At 64.8% G+C, this 17,512-nt stretch carries 14 protein-coding genes and 1 tRNA gene; 2 read left to right on the top strand and 13 right to left on the bottom strand.

Annotated features, from left to right (window positions below; genetic code table 11):
* Window positions 1–40 precede the first annotated feature (40 nt).
* Entirely contained in the window at window positions 41–1,534 is a 1,494-nt protein-coding gene (gene radA / locus BW11_RS03090; RefSeq protein ID WP_140444494.1) for a DNA repair protein RadA, read from the top strand.
* Between the two features lie 31 nt (window positions 1,535–1,565).
* Here radA and BW11_RS03085 read toward each other — a convergent pair whose 3' ends face one another.
* From BW11_RS03085 to nusA, 5 genes are all read right to left on the bottom strand, one after another.
* Complete coding sequence (locus tag BW11_RS03085; RefSeq protein ID WP_140444530.1) at window positions 1,566–2,690, bottom strand: riboflavin kinase; 1,125 nt, start codon at window positions 2,688–2,690, stop codon at window positions 1,566–1,568.
* Between the two features lie 158 nt (window positions 2,691–2,848).
* Window positions 2,849–4,072 carry a tRNA pseudouridine(55) synthase TruB gene (locus BW11_RS03080; RefSeq protein WP_258184482.1) on the bottom strand — a complete coding sequence of 408 codons (1,224 nt, stop codon included), beginning with the start codon at window positions 4,070–4,072 and terminating at the stop codon, window positions 2,849–2,851.
* Entirely contained in the window at window positions 4,069–4,647 is a 579-nt protein-coding gene (rbfA, locus tag BW11_RS03075; protein ID WP_140444495.1) for a 30S ribosome-binding factor RbfA, read from the bottom strand. The genes BW11_RS03080 and rbfA overlap by 4 nt, the downstream gene beginning before the upstream one ends.
* Window positions 4,648–4,750: 103 nt before the next feature.
* A complete protein-coding gene (infB, locus tag BW11_RS03070; RefSeq protein WP_140444496.1) occupies window positions 4,751–7,726 on the bottom strand; it encodes a translation initiation factor IF-2 in 2,976 nt (991 codons plus the stop codon).
* A 202-nt stretch (window positions 7,727–7,928) separates the two neighbouring features.
* On the bottom strand, window positions 7,929–8,960 hold the full coding sequence (gene nusA / locus BW11_RS03065; protein ID WP_107043727.1) for a transcription termination factor NusA: 1,032 nt from the start codon (window positions 8,958–8,960) through the stop codon (window positions 7,929–7,931).
* Window positions 8,961–9,054: 94 nt separating this feature from the next.
* Here nusA and BW11_RS03060 point away from each other — a divergent pair, with 94 nt between their 5' ends.
* Window positions 9,055–10,002, top strand: a complete 948-nt coding sequence (locus tag BW11_RS03060; RefSeq protein ID WP_140444497.1) for a hypothetical protein — start codon at window positions 9,055–9,057, stop codon at window positions 10,000–10,002.
* A 301-nt stretch (window positions 10,003–10,303) separates the two neighbouring features.
* Here BW11_RS03060 and BW11_RS03055 read toward each other — a convergent pair.
* From BW11_RS03055 to rpsM, 8 genes are all read right to left on the bottom strand, one after another.
* Window positions 10,304–10,389, bottom strand: a tRNA-Ser gene (locus BW11_RS03055).
* A gap of 190 nt (window positions 10,390–10,579) precedes the next feature.
* Window positions 10,580–11,380, bottom strand: coding sequence for a transglutaminase family protein (locus tag BW11_RS03050; protein ID WP_043164466.1), 801 nt, complete (start codon window positions 11,378–11,380; stop codon window positions 10,580–10,582).
* Window positions 11,381–11,439: 59 nt separating this feature from the next.
* Window positions 11,440–13,620, bottom strand: coding sequence for a circularly permuted type 2 ATP-grasp protein (locus tag BW11_RS03045; RefSeq protein WP_140444498.1), 2,181 nt, complete (start codon window positions 13,618–13,620; stop codon window positions 11,440–11,442).
* A 109-nt stretch (window positions 13,621–13,729) separates the two neighbouring features.
* Window positions 13,730–14,737 carry a tRNA pseudouridine(38-40) synthase TruA gene (locus tag BW11_RS03040; RefSeq protein ID WP_181162453.1) on the bottom strand — a complete coding sequence of 336 codons (1,008 nt, stop codon included), beginning with the start codon at window positions 14,735–14,737 and terminating at the stop codon, window positions 13,730–13,732.
* A gap of 236 nt (window positions 14,738–14,973) precedes the next feature.
* Window positions 14,974–15,468, bottom strand: coding sequence for a 50S ribosomal protein L17 (rplQ, locus tag BW11_RS03035; RefSeq protein ID WP_140444499.1), 495 nt, complete (start codon window positions 15,466–15,468; stop codon window positions 14,974–14,976).
* Window positions 15,469–15,561: 93 nt separating this feature from the next.
* Window positions 15,562–16,560: a DNA-directed RNA polymerase subunit alpha gene (locus BW11_RS03030; protein ID WP_140444500.1), complete on the bottom strand. Its 999-nt coding sequence runs from the start codon at window positions 16,558–16,560 to the stop codon at window positions 15,562–15,564.
* 79 nt (window positions 16,561–16,639) lie between these two features.
* Entirely contained in the window at window positions 16,640–17,038 is a 399-nt protein-coding gene (gene rpsK / locus BW11_RS03025; protein ID WP_043164473.1) for a 30S ribosomal protein S11, read from the bottom strand.
* A 90-nt stretch (window positions 17,039–17,128) separates the two neighbouring features.
* Window positions 17,129–17,506 (bottom strand): 30S ribosomal protein S13, encoded by a 378-nt coding sequence (gene rpsM, locus BW11_RS03020; RefSeq protein WP_003808138.1) that lies wholly within the window; start codon window positions 17,504–17,506, stop codon window positions 17,129–17,131.
* Window positions 17,507–17,512: the final 6 nt, after the last annotated feature.

The raw sequence follows: 17,512 nt of genomic DNA, 5'->3' as shown, positions 1-17,512 counted from the left end.
GCTATCACACGCTGTCGCTTTGCGGCGTTAGCGTCGGAATATGGCAAAAACGAATGTGCATTACCTGTGTTCCGAATGCGGGTGGACCGGCGCGAAATGGTTCGGCAAATGCCCCGAGTGCGGGCAATGGGGCACCATCGACGAATTCCATGAGGCACGCCCCGCGGCGGCAACGCGCACCTCGGCCGCCCGCCGCGCATCGGGCGCCGCGGGAGCCGCAACGGGCATCGGCGCGGACGGGCGCGTGTCCCGTACAAGGTCGGTGGCAGTGGCGGCCGGAGCCGCCCGTCCGATCACCGAGATCGGCACCGACGACGTGACGCGCATCCCCACGGGATTCTTGGAATTCGACCGCGTTCTCGGCGGGGGCATCGTCCCCGGTTCGGTGGTGCTGGTGGCCGGCGAGCCGGGCATCGGCAAGTCGACGCTGCTGCTGGAGACCGCCGGCAACATCGCGCGCGCCCACGCCGCGGCCGGCGGTCGCGTGCTGTACGTGTCCGGAGAGGAATCGCAGGGGCAGGTGCGGCTGCGCGCCTCCCGCATCAACGCGGTCGAGCCGAATCTGCTGCTCGCCGCCACGACGGACCTCGCCACCGTGCTGGGACTGATCGAACAGGAGCGCCCGACGCTGGCGATCGTCGATTCGGCGCAGACGATCGTCTCGCAGGACGTCGACGGCATCTCCGGCGGGTCCACGCAGGTGCGCGAGGTGGCGAGCGCCCTGATCGACGTGGCCAAGACCCTGGACGTGCCGGTGCTGCTCGTCGGACACGTCACGAAGGACGGTTCGATCGCCGGTCCTCGCACATTGGAGCATCTGGTGGACGTGGTCTGCCAGTTCGAGGGCGATGCGGAGACGGCGCTCAGGATGCTGCGCGCGGTGAAGAACCGTTTCGGTCCGACCGACGAGGTCGGCTGCTTCGATATGAGCGGCGAGGGCATCGAGGAGGTGACCGACCCGGCTGGGCTGTTCCTGTCCACTGCGGCGGGGGTCGAGTCGGCGGATACCGAGTCGGCGGACGATGCGCAGGCCGACGCCCCTGTGGAGGGCACCTGCGTGACGTTCACACTGGACGGCCACCGCTCCCTGCCGATCGAGATCCAGTCGCTGGTGACGAACTCGGTGCTGCCGACGCCGCGCCGCGCCGTCAACGGCGTGGACGCCAATCGCATCGCGATGCTGGTGGCGGTGCTGTACCGTCACGGACGGGTGAATCTGCTGTCGAACGATCTGTATGTTTCGACGATCGCCGGTGGGTTGGCGAAGGAACCTGCCTGTGACCTCGCGATCGTAGCCGCGTTGGCGAGCGCCGCGAAGCATGCGCCGATCGCCCGCACGACCTGCGCGATCGGCGAGATCTCGCTGACCGGTCAGGTGCGGCCCGCGCCGCGGCTCGAGTACCGTCTGCGCGAGGCGGCGCGATTGGGCTTCACGACGGCCGTGACGCCCCGGCTACGCAAGCACGTGGCGATTCCGGGGCTCACGATCGTGCAGGTGTCGTCGGTCAAGGCGGCGTTGGACGCGCTGCTGTAGCGCTTCGCCGCTGTCGCTGTGCAGTCCGTCGTCAGGCGAGGAGCCGCCTCGTCTCCTCGACGTTGCGCTTCAGTTCGGCCGTGAGCTCGTCGACGCCGTCGAACCTGACCTGGGGACGCAGGAATCCGGCGAATTCGACGCGCACGGTGTGTCCGTAGAGCTCCAGCCAGTCATCGGTGATCGCATATGCTTCGACGACCCGCTCGTTGAGGCCCGTCTTCTCGCTGAACGTGGGCTTGGTGCCGATGGAGATCGCGGCAGGCCAGCGGCTCTCGCCGTCGACGAGCCATCCGGCGTACACGCCGTCGACCGGCAGGTATCCGATGACGTCCTCGGAGAGGTTCGCCGTCGGGAAGCCGATCGTCCGTCCGCGCTCCTCGCCGTGGACGACGACGCCGGTGACGGCGTGGAGACGTCCGAGGATCGCGTTCGCATCCTTGATACGGCCATGACCGAGCAGATAGCGCACGTTGCTGGAGCTCCATGAGCGCGTGGCCCTCGCCTGGTTCCGCTTGCTCCAGGCTCGGCGTTCGGCCTTGCTCATCAAGGCGAGCGGGTCGGCGGGCTCGCCCCACTCCCCCGGCATTTCAGGCTTCCAGCCCAGCGGGATGCGCACCTCGCCGGGGCCGCGGTCGTCGACCACGTCGAGTTCGAACACGCCGGTCGCGGCCGCGAGGTTCTCGATCGACTTGACGTCGCCCTTGCGTCCGGCGCCCATGGCGGCGTCGGAACCGAGCACGAGCGTGCGCATGCCGAGCTTGCCGGTGAGCTGGCCAAGGAAGAAGATGTACGATTTCGCGGCGAACGCCATCGTGTATCGCACGACGAGCGTGTGTTCGACGCCGAGTTCCTCCAGCGTCTTCAGTCGATCATCCACACCGTTGAGGGCGTTCGCGTCGATGATGCCCTCGCCGGGCTCCTCGCCGTCATGCGCGGCGGTCCAGCGATGCACGAACGCGGGACGCGGATCAAAGAGAATGACGATGGAGAACGCGTCATGCCGGTGGGCGAGCTCGACCACGCGGCGGATGACCGCCTGATGTCCCAGATGCATACCGTCGAACGCGCCCAGCGTGACCACGGCGCGCTTGTCGTTGTCGAAGGCGGGCCATGCGACGTCGCCGTTCTCGTCTGGGGTCAGATACGTGATGTTCATTGCCATGGTCGTTCCTCGGGGATTCCAGTGTTTTCAAGGGGTCGGGGATATTCCGCGCGATTCCCGGCGCCGTCCGCGTCCACTTTAGCAGTACTGGTGGCTCGCGGTCGGGCGGGTTATGCGGGCGATTATGCGGGGGCTACATGGGGATTCAGTGGCTATTCGGCGGGGAAGACGACGCTCGGCTTGATCTGGTGCGCGTTGGCCCGCTCGACGATCGCTACGACATCGTCCTGCGCACCGGACCGTGTCTCGGACCGCTGATCGGACGTGCCTGCCGTGGCCGGGACGATGGCGGCCGCCTGCATGACATCACCGGCGAGCCGGCGTTCGAGACGACGCCCGAACCGCAGTTCGCGCGCCTCGGCGTCGTCGATCTCGATGACGGGCATCGCACCGCGTGCGGCATCGCCCATGGGAACGGCCCGGGCGAGAAGCCAGTCGGTCCGTTCCTCGCCGGACAGCTCTTCGGGCGTGTCCAGCACGCATCGAGCGCGGGTGATCGTCTCTCCCTCGCGATTGGTGAAGGTTCTCTGCTCGGCGTGCGCGGTGATCGCCTGCACCGTGGTGCCGAGTCCGGAACGGTCGTCGGGTAGCGCGAACCGTCCGACGCGCGTGCGACGCAGGCGTGTCAGATGACCGCCGACGCCGAGCGTCTCGCCCAGATCACGTGCCAGCGCGCGGATATACGTGCCCGACGAGCAGCTGACGCGCACGTCCACGTCGATGACCGGGATCGTCGCGTCGACCTTTGCGTCACCCGTGGTGATCAGCGGGGCGCCGGCGAGCACGGACGACGTGCGCCCGATCCTCACGTCCAGCACCGAGAACTCGGCGATGTGCACGGGGCGCGACCTGAGTTCGACGTCCCTGCCTTCGCGGGCGAGATCGTATGCGCGTTTGCCGTTGATCTTGATGGCGGAGAAGGTGTTCGGCACCTGCTCGATGTCGCCGAGGAACCGCTCGGCGATGGTCCGTTCGATCAGGCCCCGCCAGGCCCTCGCGGTCGATGACGCGACGGCCTGCGCCGAATCGCCCGTTTCATCCGTTTCCGCTTCCGTCTCCGGCTCGACGGTTCGATCGGACAGCGCCGACCACCGCTCGGACGCCTCGGGATCGATGATTGTCTCGCCTTCGGCGTCGTCGGTGGTGGTGCGCATGCCAAGACGGATCGTCGCCTCGTAGGTCTTGTCATGTTCGACGATGTACTGGAGCAGACGCGTGGCACGACCGAATCCGATGACCAGCATGCCGGTGGCCATCGGATCAAGCGTGCCGGCGTGTCCGACCTTCTTCGTGTGCAGGGCGCCACGTACGGCGGCGACCGCGTCGAAGCTGGTCACGCCCAGCGGCTTGTCGACGATGAGCAGACCGTCACTCACGCGCGGCCGTCCGTATCGTCCGGAGCCGTATCGTCAGCGGACGTATCATCAGCGGATTCGTCGGGCTCGTCGAAATCGTCGAAGCCGTCGTCGTCACCGAAGCCGTCGTCGTCGAAGCCGTCGGACGCATCGTCCGCGGGCTCGTCGTCGTGCTTGTACGGATCCGCGTCGCCGGCGTACTGGGCGTTCGCGCGGGCGCGGGCGAGATCCTCGTCGCGCTTGCGGGCCAGAGCGAGGATGTCCTCGATCTCGTGGGCCTCGCCGGGCACCTCGTCGAAGACGAACTGCAGCTGCGGGGTCAGGCGCAGGCCGGCCTTGTGGCCGACGAGCGTGCGCAGATGACCCTTGGCCTGATCGAGGGCCTGCTGGGCGCGCTTGCGCTCGCCCTGCTCGCGGCCCTCGTGTCCGTACTGGGTCCAGTAGACCTTGGCGATCTGCAGATCGTTGGTCACGCGGACCTCGGTGATGGTGATGTTCGACAGACGCTTGTCATGCAGCTCACGTTCGATCGACGAGGCGATGACACGCTGGATCAGGGCCGCGATCCTCGCGGCGCGGGGGTTGGATCCTGCCATGGAAGTTCCTTTCAAACGGCCGAAGCCCCCTCGAGTGGAGGGGGCCATCGGCTGGGACGGAAAACCGGTTTCCGATTACCTGTGCGCGTACCTGTGTGCGCGCTTACTTGCGCTCGATCTCGCGCATCTCGAAGGTCTCGATGATGTCGCCGATCTCGATGTCGTTGAAGGAGCCGAGGTTGATACCGGCCTCGTAGCCTTCCTTGACCGACTGGACGTCGTCCTTGAAACGACGCAGCGAGGAGATCTCCAGATCGTTGACCGTGGCGACGCCGTTGCGTAGAATACGGCACTTCGTACCGCGCTTGACCTCGCCGTCCTGCACCATGACGCCGGCGATGTTGCCGAACTTGGAGGAGCGGAAGATCTCGCGGATCTCGGAGTGGGAGGTGACGACCTCCTCGTATTCCGGCTTGAGCATGCCCTTGAGGGCGGCCTCGATGTCCTCGATGGCCTTGTAGATGATCGAGTAGTACTTGATCTCCACGCCCTCGCGGTCGGCGAGGTCCTGCACCTGGCGGTTCGGACGCACGTTGAAGCCGATGATGACGGCCTTGTCGACCGTGGCGAGGTTGACGTCGTTCTGGGTGATCGCGCCGACGCCGCGGTGGATGACCTGGATGCCGACCTCATCGGACACCTCGATCTTCATCAGGGAGTCCTCAAGCGCCTCGACGGAGCCGGAGGAATCGCCCTTGATGACGATGTTGAGCATATCCACCTCGGACTTGGCGAACTGCTCCTTGAGGGACTCGAGGGAGACGATCTTGCGGCGCTTGGCCAGCTGAGCGGCACGCTCGGTGGCCTGACGCTTCTCGGCGATCTGACGCGCGGTGCGGTCGTCCGGAGCCACCAGGAACAGGTCGCCTGCGGTCGGCACGGAGGTCAGACCCAGCACCTGGACCGGCGTGGACGGAGCGGCCTCCTCCATATGCTTGCCGTTCTCGTCGAGCATGGCGCGCACACGGCCGTAGGACGTGCCGGCCACGATCGCGTCGCCCACGTGCAGGGTGCCCTGCTGGACGAGCACGGTGGCCACGGCGCCGCGGCCCTTGTCGAGCCTGGCCTCGATGGTCGCGCCACGGGCGTCCATGTTCGGGTTCGCACGCAGATCGAGATCCGCGTCGGCGGTGAGCAGCACCGCCTCGAGGAGCTTGTCCACGTTGATGTTCTGCTTGGCCGAGATGTCGACGAACATCGTGTTGCCGCCGTACTCCTCCGGCACCAGACCGAACTCGGTGAGCTGGCCGCGCACCTTCTCGGGGTTCGCACCCGGCTTATCGATCTTGTTGACCGCCACGACGATCGGTACCTTGGCCGCCTGCGCGTGGTTGATGGCCTCGACGGTCTGCGGCATCACGCCGTCATCGGCCGCGACCACGAGGATCGCGACGTCGGTGAGCTCGGCACCACGGGCACGCATGGCGGTGAACGCCTCGTGGCCAGGGGTATCGAGGAACGTGATCTTGCGCTGCTCGCCCTCCAGCGTGACCGTCACCTGGTAGGCGCCGATGCGCTGGGTGATGCCGCCGGCCTCGCCTTCGATGACGTTGGTCTTGCGGATGGTGTCCAGCAGTCGGGTCTTACCATGATCGACATGGCCCATGACGGTGACGACCGGCGGACGGGGCTTGAGATCCTCGTCCTCCTGCAGCTCCTCGCCGTCCAGATCGATGTCGAACTGCTGGAGCAGCTCCTTGTCCTCCTCCTCGGCGGAGACGATCTGGATGTTCCAGCCGATCTCCTCGCCCAGGATCTGGAACGTGGACTCGTCCAGGGACTGCGTGGCCGTGGCCATCTCGCCGAGATGGAACATCACGGTCACGAGAGCAGCCGGATTGACGTCGATCTTCTCCGCCAGATCGGCCAGGGACGCGCCCTGACGCAGACGGATGGTCTGGCCGTTGCCGCGGGGGATGCGCACGCCGCCGATGGTCGGCGCTTTGATCTCCTCGTACTCGCGGCGCTTCGCCAGCCTGTTCTTACGGGCCTTGGAGCTCTTGCCGCCCTGACGGCCGAACGCGCCTGCAGCGCCGCCGCGACCGCCGCGACCGCCGCGCGCGGGACCGCTGTTGCCACTGCTCGGACCGTTGTTCTGGAAGCCGCCGCCCTGACCGGGACGGAAGCCGCCGTGCTGCGCACCCGTACCCTGCTGGCCGCCGCCCTGACCCGGACGATTGTGGCCCCACTGGCCCGGACGTGCGCCCTGTGCACCAGCGCCGCCCTGACCGGGACGACCGTTGCGGAAACCGCCGCGCTGTGCCTGACCACCACGGCCTCGGCCGCCGCCGCGGTTGTCGTTCACGGTCGGACGGGCCATCGGGTGCGGACGCGGGATGTCGCCGGGAGTCGGGGTATGCATGCCCTGCTTGCGGCTGAACGGGTTGTTGCCCGGACGCGGACCCGGCGTATGCGGAGTCGGCGCGGACGGGGTGGCGGAGGTGTGCTGGCCACCGGCCGGGTTCTGTCCCTGACCGTTCTGGCCGCCGCGATGATCGCCCTGCGGACGTGCACCCGGACGGGACGGACGGCCCTGCATCGGGGAACGACGGCCGCGATCCTGACGATCGCGACGATCCTGACGATCTCCGCGTTCGCCGCGCTCACCGCGATCCTGACGGTCACGACGCTGTCCGGACTGCTGATCGTGCTGCTGGCCGGGACGGGCCGGACGCGGACCGGGACGGGCGCCGGGGGTCGGCGTCGCATACTGACGGTTCTCCGCGCCGGCGTGTGCGGCGTGGGACGGACCCGGCATCGGAGCCGGGGACGGTGCTGCCGGCTTCGGCGCAGCATCGTGCGTATGCGAATTATCGTGCGGGGCGTGCGGCGCAGGAGCGACCGGCTTGGAGGGCCTCGGACCCGGGGTCGCGGGACGCGCGCCCTGACCCTGCTTGCCGCCCTTGTCGCCGTGACCATTCTGGTCGGCGAAGGCGGACTTCAATTTGCGAACCACCGGAGGTTCGACGGTGGAGGAGGCGGACTTGACGAACTCCCCCATATCCTTGAGCTTCTCCAGCACGGTCTTGCTGTCGACGCCAAGGGCCTTGGCAATTTCATAAACGCGTGGTTTCGCCACTACTTGTTCTCCTTATCGTGACCACGCGCCGGCGCGGTCAAATCTCGATGACGGCGAGCCTGTTCATCGTACGACCATGATTGTGAATTCCTCATTCTTCGGCCGGGCATGCTTGCGCCCGGCATACCGCAACAAGCATACTCAGTACGCTGGATGTGCCACGCCCGGCGATTGCGCCGCCGGGCGTGGTCATGTATTCGGATCAGTCGGCCTTTTCGGCGGCGACCTTCCTGGCATGAGCCTCGGCGGACTCGATGCCGATCTTCCAGCCGGTGAGCTTGGCGGCAAGACGGGCGTTCTGCCCTTCCCTGCCGATGGCGAGGGAGAGCTGGTCGTCGTGGATGAAGGCGATGGCCGTCTTGTTCTTCTCGCTGATGACCTGCACGCCGGTCGCCACTGCGGGCGAGAGGGCGGATGCGACGAACTTGGCCGGATCCTCGGAGTAGTCGACGATATCGATCTTCTCCGGGCCGAGGTTCTCCATCACCGCACGCACTCGCGCACCTCCCGGTCCGATGAGCGCACCCTTGGGGTTCACTCCATCGGTGTTGGCCTTCACCGCGATCTTCGTTCGGGCGCCGGCCTCACGGGCGATCGCCATGATCGACACCGCACCGGACGCCAGCTCCGGGACCTCGCGCTCGAACAGGCAACGCACCAGATCCGGGTGGGAACGGGAGACGACGACCTCCGGACCTCTCACGCCGCGACCGACGTTCACGACGAACACGCGCAGACGCTCGCCGTGACGGTACCGTTCGCCGGGCACCTGCTCACGACGCGGCAGCAGGGCCTCGACGTCGCCCACGGCGATATGCACGTTGGACGGGTCCTTCACATCCTGCTGGACGATGCCCGTGATGAGCTTGCCCTTCTGATCAGCGAAGGCACCGAGCACGCGCTCGTCCTCCGCATGGCGGAACAGCTGGGACAGCACCTGACGGGCGGTGGAGGCGGCGAGACGTCCGAAGTCCTTCGGCGTGTCATCGTACTCCTCGCCGATCGTCGGGGCCGGATGCGGATCGTCCTCGGTGGGCGTGCCCGGAATCTCGTCCGCCGCCCAGATGGTGAGGGTGCCGGCACGCTCGTCAAGTTCGACGCGGGCGTGCTTGGCCGCATGCGGGGTCTTGAGATACGCGAGTCGGAGCGCCTCCGAAAGAGCGGCATCAAGCGTTTCCGCATCGATGTTCTGCTCCGCTGCGAGCTTGTGGATTGACGTCAGGTCCAGTTCCATTTCGCAAGACCTCCCTTAAGTTATTACGGCTTGTCGCGACGATTGGCCCGTCTTCGGCCGATATGGTCATAGTCGGTGTTTACTCTACTGTTTTATGCAGACACTTCGGGATTCGGACACCCATGCCGGTTCGGCCCTCGGCGTATGCGCGATGCACGTTCGTCGTACGCACCGCATACTTCGCGCACGCCACGCACGCGTATGGACCGCGGCGGCAGTCTCGCTCGCCATGATCGCCTCACTTTCCGGCTGCGCCTCCGGTCTGCCCCATCTTCAGGCTCAGGTCGACGACGCGACCGCATTGAGCGTCTGCGAAAGCTCCTATCTGGCCGCCACCTCCGGAGGGGAAGGAGCCGACGGCCGGCCGATGATGATGCGATACCTCGCCGCCCGCACCGCCGCCGATGCGTGGACCGACGTGGCCGTCAACTGCACGGGGCGATTCGCCGAGGGCACGCTTCATGCCGCACAGGCATCGTATGCCGCGCAGCAGCTGGCCTCCCGATTGGGATTGCCCGCGCTCTCCCCCGCCACCGTTGACTACGGCGACGTCGTGAAGCTGGATATCGCCGATCAGGCACTCGACGCGATCGCCCTGGCCGAGGATCGCGCCGGATTCTCCATCGAGGTCCTCGCCGCCCGCAAGGTGAACGGCGCCACGCTCGCGATGTCCGACAACCACAAAACCGCCGCACAGCACCTGTTCTCGCTCTCCGGTACGGACAAGGACCCACGTCGCAAGGTCTACACCGTCGACGATCTGATCAGTCACCCCGATTCGATCAGCGATCCCGCCACGGGAATCACCGCGAACACCGTTTCCGTCGTGGAGATGAACTGCGCCCGCGAATATCTCGACGCGATCAGCGGAGCCATCGGCGAAGCCACGACATCCAACGAATCCACGACGGACAACGAATCGGACGCCGCGATCCGTGCCTCGGCCAAGACCCTGAAATGGCTGTCCCAAGTCGCAACGGCACGAGCCTGGCGCGCCTTCGACCTCGGCTACCCCACCTTCGACGCCGCCCTGTTCAGTTGACCGGCGCCCCCGGTCAACTACCCCGGTCAACTGCCCCCGATCACTCCTCAGCGTCATGTTTTCCCGAAATCGCCCCACACCTCGGAAATTTGTGACGCTGGCGATTACTCAGCGTCACAAATTTCCAGACAATGGACGAATTTCGGTAATAAGTGACGCTCAGAACGAAGTGATATTCAAGACGAAGCGACACCCAGAACGAAGCAACGTTCAGGGCGTCGGGATGGGGAGATGGCTTTCCTTCACCAACGGTTTCGGCATGAAAAAAGGGTCCGAGTGAATCACTCGGAACCCTCAAGGGCGGATGAAGCGAGATTCGAACTCGCGGAGGGGGTTGCCCTCACACGCTTTCGAGGCGTGCTCCTTAGACCGCTCGGACATTCATCCATTCGCTGCGAAAACGCAACCTGTTTATTATAAGCACCAGCACGACCGGCGCAAGTCGGGCGCGTCGCGCATCAGCGGTTCCTCATCACGACACTCCCTCAGACCCGCTTCGCAGTGCAGCACCCCGACAAGGGATCCGAATACGAGGATCCGAATACGAGGGATATAGGGGCATAGGAGAGGGAGAGGATTACAGCGCCTGTTCGTGGACGGAGGCGTTGACCCATTGATGCTGCTGGACGTTGTACCCGGAGAAGATGCCGATGTCGAGCATGCAGTCGCGGTAGTCACGCCCGTGGGCGATCGTGATGTAGTTGTCATCGACCATGCGGTTGTGCGTCGGATCAAGACCGATCCAGCGATGCCCCTGATAGATCTCCACCCATGCGTGCGTGGCGCCCTCGCCGCCGAGCAGACCGGCGATGTACCGGGCGATCAGACCGCAATGGCGGCACACGGACAGCATCACATGCGCATAGTCCTGACATACGCCCTTGCGCTGGGCGAGCGCCTCCTCGGCGGTGGTGCGAATGGTGGTGGATCCGGGCGTGTAGACGAACGCCTTGTACACCTCATCCATGATCTCGCGCGCCTTGTCGACCGGCGACGCATCCTCGGGCAGCGCCTCGAGACGCCGACGACAGATGTCGGTCAGCGCATCGACTGCGGGCCCGGGGATCGTCAGCGCCGAGTCGAAGCGATACAGCGGCTTGTAGATCTCCGTCTTGATGTGCTCGTTGTCGACGAACGCGATGCCGGTCACCTTGTAGTTGAACACATCATGGGGCTCGGCGATATAGCCGGTCTTCACCACCGAGTCGAAGGAGTCGATGGTCGTTTCCAACTCCACCTGAGGTTCGATGTCGATCTCCACATCAACGACCTGCTGACGCGGACCGGTCGAGGGGATGCACCGCAGCTGGAAACGGTGATCGGTGACGGGCGAGCTGAAGCTGAGCTTCATCTCGTAGTCAAACACCAGTTTTTTCATGAATCAGGGCTCCGTAAGATGTGATGAATCTCTTTCCACCTTACCAGCTTCGTCTCGGTTCACGGACGGCGCGCGTCCATATTCATCGCGCTGAATGATCCCGGATCCTTGCGATCGCCGGTGATCGAACGCTTGCCGAAGTCGTCGAGGAACTCCTGCAGCCGAGCCGTCAGCTCGGGGTAGCCGCGCTGCGGCAGCTGGCCGAGCAGCCAGCCGACGCCCTCGGCGAAGCACTGCGGCAGCGGCATGCCGTCCAGCGCATGCGAGTACGAGCTGAGCTTCCTCAACGGCGCCTCCATCTCCTCGATGGGCATGCCGAACCTCGTGTACAGGTCGAGGCGCTCGATGTACTTGCCGATGAAGATGAACGCCTTCAGCGTCATGTCGGCTGCCGAGTTCTCGATGCCGCCCCAGAAGGCCAGCATGTCGTCGGCGATGTCGCGCTGGGAGTAGATGTCCGAGGAGCTGGCGGAGCGTTCGGCGGCGTTGGTGATGTTCGTCACCGCCAGTTCGACGTACTGCAGCAGACGCGACGACAGCTCGGGGCGCAGCACGACCGCATTGTTGAACGCGGAGACGATGGCACTACGCACCGAATCGGGGTTCGTGCCGTCGTAGAGGAACGAGTGGATGAACGTATCGAAGTCCTCGAAGTCCTCGGGCAGATCGAGCGCGCGGGCGAAGGGACGGAAGGCATCCGGATTGTCGTCCATCACGCGGTCGTAGAACGGGTAGAACTGGACCAGCGTGGTGAACGCACGCTCGGTGTAGCGGCCCAGCCAGTACAGGTTGTCGGCCTTGGACGCGGTGACCAGCTGCAGCGAATGCTTGCGCGCATGCGGCATGAGGTTGACCGATTCGATCTCCTCGCCGTGGTTCGGAATCGTACGGTTCTTGGGAGCAAGCACCCACGTGTCCTTGAAACCGCCTCCCTGAGAGGAGTTGACGATCATCTGACCGGGCACCGACGAGTAGCGCGTCAGGCCCGAATACCATACATGCGTGTTCTGGCCGGTCACGACGAACGCGCGCAGATCGGCTTTGCGCGGACTGTGCTCGCCGGTGGCCGGGTCGACCACATCGATGTCGCGGAACTGGATGATCTCCTGCGCGATGAAACGGCGCGGATCCTCCTTGATACGGTCGGCGAGCTCCTCGCGATGCTCCTTGTCGAGATCGCGTCCGAACACCACGCCGTATCCGCCGGCCTCGGCCACGTCCTTGATGACGAGTTCGTCCATGCGGCTCAGGACCTCCTTGCGGTCCTTCTCGAACATCGGCATGTAGGTGGGCGCATTGTGCAGGATCGGCTCCTCGTCCAGATAGTACTTGATCATCTGGGGCACGAAGTAGTAGATCGCCTTGTCGTCGGCAGCACCGTTGCCCGGCGCGTTGACGATGGCCACGTTGCCGGCGCGATATGCGGACAGGAGCCCCGGCACGCCGATCACGGAGTCGGGGTTGAACGCGAACGGATCGAGATAGTCGTCGGCGAGACGACGGTAGACGACGCCGACGCGATGGCGGTTGCCGGCGTAGTCGAGGAAGAACAGCTTGTTCTCCATGACCTCGAGATCCTCGGGGAAGGCGAGCGTGGCTCCGGTCTTCTCGGCGAGGTAGGCGTGTTCGAAGAACGCGGAGTTGTAGCGTCCCGGCGTCAGCACCACGGCGATGCCCTCGGTGGAGACGAAGTCCATGGCCTTGCGCAGCAGTCGCGGGTAGTCGCGGTTGTCGCGCACCCGCACCTCGCGAAACAGGCGAGGGTTGGCTCGGCGTTCGATGTCACGGGCGAACAGCGGGTAGCTGGCGCCGGAGGGGATGCGCAGGTTGTCCTCGAGCACCCACCAGCGGCCGTCCTCCCCCTGTACGAGGTCCTCGCCGGCGATGTGCGCGAACACACCGGCCGGCGGAGTCACGCCGTTGACCTGCGGATAGTACCCCGCGGACGTGTAGACGAACTCCTCGGGGACGACGCCGTCGTGGATGATGTTCTTGTCCGAGTAGATGTCCTTCAGGTAGGCGTTGAGCGCGTTGACGCGCTGCTTGAGGCCGGCTTCCAGCTCGTCGAACTCGTCGGATTCGATGATGCGCGGAATCGGATCGTAGGGGAACAGCCGGTCATGGTATTCGCCGTTCTTGTACACGCCGAAACGCACGCCGTTGCGGGCCAGTTCACGATTGATGCCCTCTCGTCGTTCCACCAGTTCCGCAGCCAGCTTTTGCGCCGCCGATTCGATCATCGTGCCACTTCCTTGCAATCTTGAGGTTGTGCTCCAGGCTTCTCGCCGATATGACGACTAACGTATGCGGACCCCGTTTCGGCAAACGCGCTGGAATGTTACGAATGCGTCACCGCTCTTGCGTGTCGCTCGTCACTGAAGTACCGGTATCGGGCAGCGTACGTACGGCGCGAATCGCCTGCGCCCGACTGGCGAGCAGATCGTCCGCCGGATAGGCGACGTGTTCGAGCGTCAATCCCTGCGGGGCGATCGGTCCGGTGGATCCCTCGCGCTTCGGTGTGACCATCTTGCCGAGGAACCAGTCGAGATCGCGTTTGCCGATGCCGACCTGCACGCATGCGTTGACCAGGGAGCGCACCATGTTGCGGGCGAACGCGTCGGCCACGATCGTGAAGCACACGAGTCCCGATTCGAGCGTGGGCACGATATACGCGCCCGATGTCACCGTGTCCGATGTCACCGTGTCCGACAGCCCCTCATCCGGGATGAGCGGTCGGGATGGCACGCGCGTCCAGAAGGCGCGTTTGACTTCGCGGATCGTCGTTCCTCCCGGATTCGGCGTGGCGAAGGAGCCGAAGTCATGCAGTCCGATCGTGGCGGCCGCCGCCCGGTTCATCGCGTCGAGATCGAGATCGTCGTCGATGTGCAGCACGCATCCGGCCAATCGCGGATCGACCTCGCTCTTCCGGTCGGCGATGCGATAGACGTACGTGCGTTCCAGTGCGGAGAATCGCGCGTCGAACCCCGCAGGCGCCACGCCGATGCGGTGGACTGCGATGTCATGAGGCAGCAATCGCTGCAGGCGATGTTCGAGCGCGGTGGTCGCCGGCACCTGCATGTGTCCGACGGCGCGTTCCAGCACGGCCGGTGAGATGTCGAGATGGCAGACCTGATGGCTGGCGTGCACGCCGGTATCCGTACGTCCGGCCACGACCAGTCGCAGCGGCTCATCGGGGTCGCTCGCCTCGACGTGGAGGATACGGTGCAACGCGGTTTCGATCTCGCCTTGCACGGTGCGGATCGCGGGCTGCGTTGCCCATCCGAAGAATGCACCGCCGTCATACGCCAGATCGATGCGCAACCGTATTCTGCATGTTTCGTTCGTCGTCTCGCTCATGGGTCCCAAGATACCGCACGGCGGAGCGTTCGTGATTGCCGGCTTGGGCACGTGACACGTGACTTGGCTTGTACCATCACACGCCTCACATGCCGTCACACGCCGTCTCACGCCATCACGTGCCATCACACATGGTTTCACGGCTAGACGGGCGGCATATATACGACGAGGACCGAAACCCCCTTGCGGGATTTCGGTCCTCGAATCGCGTTATCGAGCGCTCGGTGTCGAACGACTCACTCGGCCTGCTCGGCGACGGTCTCCTCGACCGGAGCCTGCTCGGTGGGAGCCTCGGCAGCCGGGGCCTCCTCGGCCGGAGCGGCGACCTTGGTCGCGGCCTCGGCTTCCTTCACGACGGCCTGCTTGGCGCTCACCGGCTCGGTGACGAGCTCGATGATGGCGGCCGGAGCGGCGTCGCCCTTGCGCGGGGCGATCTTCACGATGCGGGTGTAGCCACCCTCACGCTGCTCCATCTGCTCGGCGATCTGGGTGAACAGCACGTGCACGACGGACTTGTTGCGGATGACGCGCATCACGCGGCGGCGGGAGTGCAGATCACCGCGCTTGGCGAAGGTGACCAGACGCTCAGCCAGCGGACGAAGGCGCTTGGCCTTCGGCAGCGTGGTGACGATGCGGCCGTTCTGGAACAGGCTGGTGGCCATGTTCGCGAGCATCAGACGCTCGTGCGCCGGGCTGGAAGCCAGACGCGGGCCCTGCTTAGGTGTGGGCATAGTAACTCCTTATTGGCAGGGCCGGTTCAGGTGGGCAGTGGCCCGAACGTCCGAACCGGTCCCGTGATTGGTCGAACTGCGGCTAACGGGTTCTCACTCGTCCTCAGGCGAGAAGAAGGTGCCGCCTTCGAGATTGTTGGTATCGAAGCCACCAAGCGGCGAGGCCTTGAGCGACATACCCAAGGACTGGAGCTTCTCCTTGACCTCGTCAATGGACTTCATACCGAAATTGCGGATATCGAGCAGATCCTGCTCAGTGTGGGAGACCAGCTCGCCGATGGTGTGGATACCCTCGCGCTTGAGGCAGTTGTAGCTGCGCTGCGTGAGGTTGAGATCCTCGATCGGCACGGCGAGTTCGGGGTTGGACTCCTCCACCACCGGAGCGGGGCCGACCTCGACACCTTCAGCCTGGGTGTTCAGCTCACGGCACAGGCCGAAGAGCTCCACCAGGGTGGAACCGGCGGAAGCCACCGCATCACGCGGGGAGATGGCCGGCTCGGTCTCCACGTCCAGGATGAGCTTGTCGAAATCGGTGCGCTGTTCGACACGCGTCGCCTCGACCTTGTAGCTCACCTTGAGCACGGGGGAATAGATGGAATCGACCGGAATACGGCCGATCTCATCGGTATCCTGCTTGTTCATCGCCGCCGGCACGTAGCCACGGCCGCGCTCGACAGTGAACTCGATCTCGAGTTCGCCGTCCTCGGCGAGGGTGGCGATGTGCATATCGGGGTTGGCGATGGTCACACCGGCAGGCGGGGTGATGTCACCGGCGGTGACTTCGCCCTTCCCGCTCTTGCGCAGATACATCACGACAGGTTCGTCGTACTCGCTGGTGAGCACGATGCCCTTGACGTTGAGCAGAATCTCAGTGACGTCCTCCTGAACACCCGGCAGAGTGGTGAACTCATGCAGAGCACCGGAGATACGCACCGACGTCACAGCGGCACCCGGGATCGAGCTCAGCAGGGTTCGACGCAGCGAGTTGCCAAGCGTGTAGCCGAAGCCCGGTTCGAGCGGCTCGATGGTGAAGCGAGAACGCTGAGGGGTCAGCGATTCCTCGGTAAGAGTCGGACGCTGTGCAATAAGCACTGTGGTATCCTTTCAGCTTCTGACCGGTGGTGCACTCACCGGACATAAAGCGGGTTGGATGAATATTGTCTAGTAGTGCTCAGACGCGACGACGCTTCGGGGGACGAACGCCGTTGTGTGCCTGCGGGGTGACGTCGGTGATGGAACCAACTTCAAGGCCAGCGGACTGCAGGGAGCGGATCGCGGTCTCACGACCGGAACCCGGGCCCTTGACGAAGACGTCGACCTTCTTCAGACCGTGCTCCATCGCCTTGCGGGCGGCGGACTCGGCGGCCATGCCAGCGGCGTACGGCGTGGACTTACGGGAGCCCTTAAAACCGACATCGCCACCGGAAGCCCAGGACACCACGGCGCCCGACGGGTCGGTGATCGAAATGATCGTGTTGTTGAATGTAGACTTGATGTGAGCCTGGCCGACCGGGATCGACTTGCGATCACGACGACGGGGCTTACGAGCGGCTTGCTTAGGCGCTGCCATTGACCCTCGTTTCCTTGTAACGAACTTATTGTTGTGAAATGGTGATTCGGGCGATGGGTGTGACCCCGTGGCCCGAATCGGAGCCACCTACTACTTGGTGGCCTTCTTCTTTCCGGCAACCGTACGCTTCGGGCCCTTGCGGGTACGGGCGTTGGTCTTGGTGCGCTGACCGCGCACAGGAAGTCCCTTACGGTGACGCTGGCCTTGGTAGCAGTTGATCTGAATCTTACGGCGAATGTCCGCGTCGATCTCACGACGCAGGTCACCCTCGATCTTGTAGTTGCCCTCGAGGTAGTCACGCAGCGTGATCAGCTGCTCGTCGGTAAGATCCTTGACGCGGATGTCCGGGTTGATACCGGTCGCGGCAAGCGTTTCCTTGGCACGAGTGCGACCCACACCGAAAATGTAGGTGAGGGCGATCTCGATGCGCTTCTCATTGGGGATGTCGACTCCGGCAAGACGTGCCATTGCGAT

Source organism: Bifidobacterium sp. UTCIF-38 (genome assembly GCF_006454495.1).
Lineage (GTDB): Bacteria > Actinomycetota > Actinomycetes > Actinomycetales > Bifidobacteriaceae > Bifidobacterium > Bifidobacterium callitrichos.
Note: the sequence above shows the minus strand (reverse complement) of the source record. Positions and strands in the feature narration are given on the sequence as shown.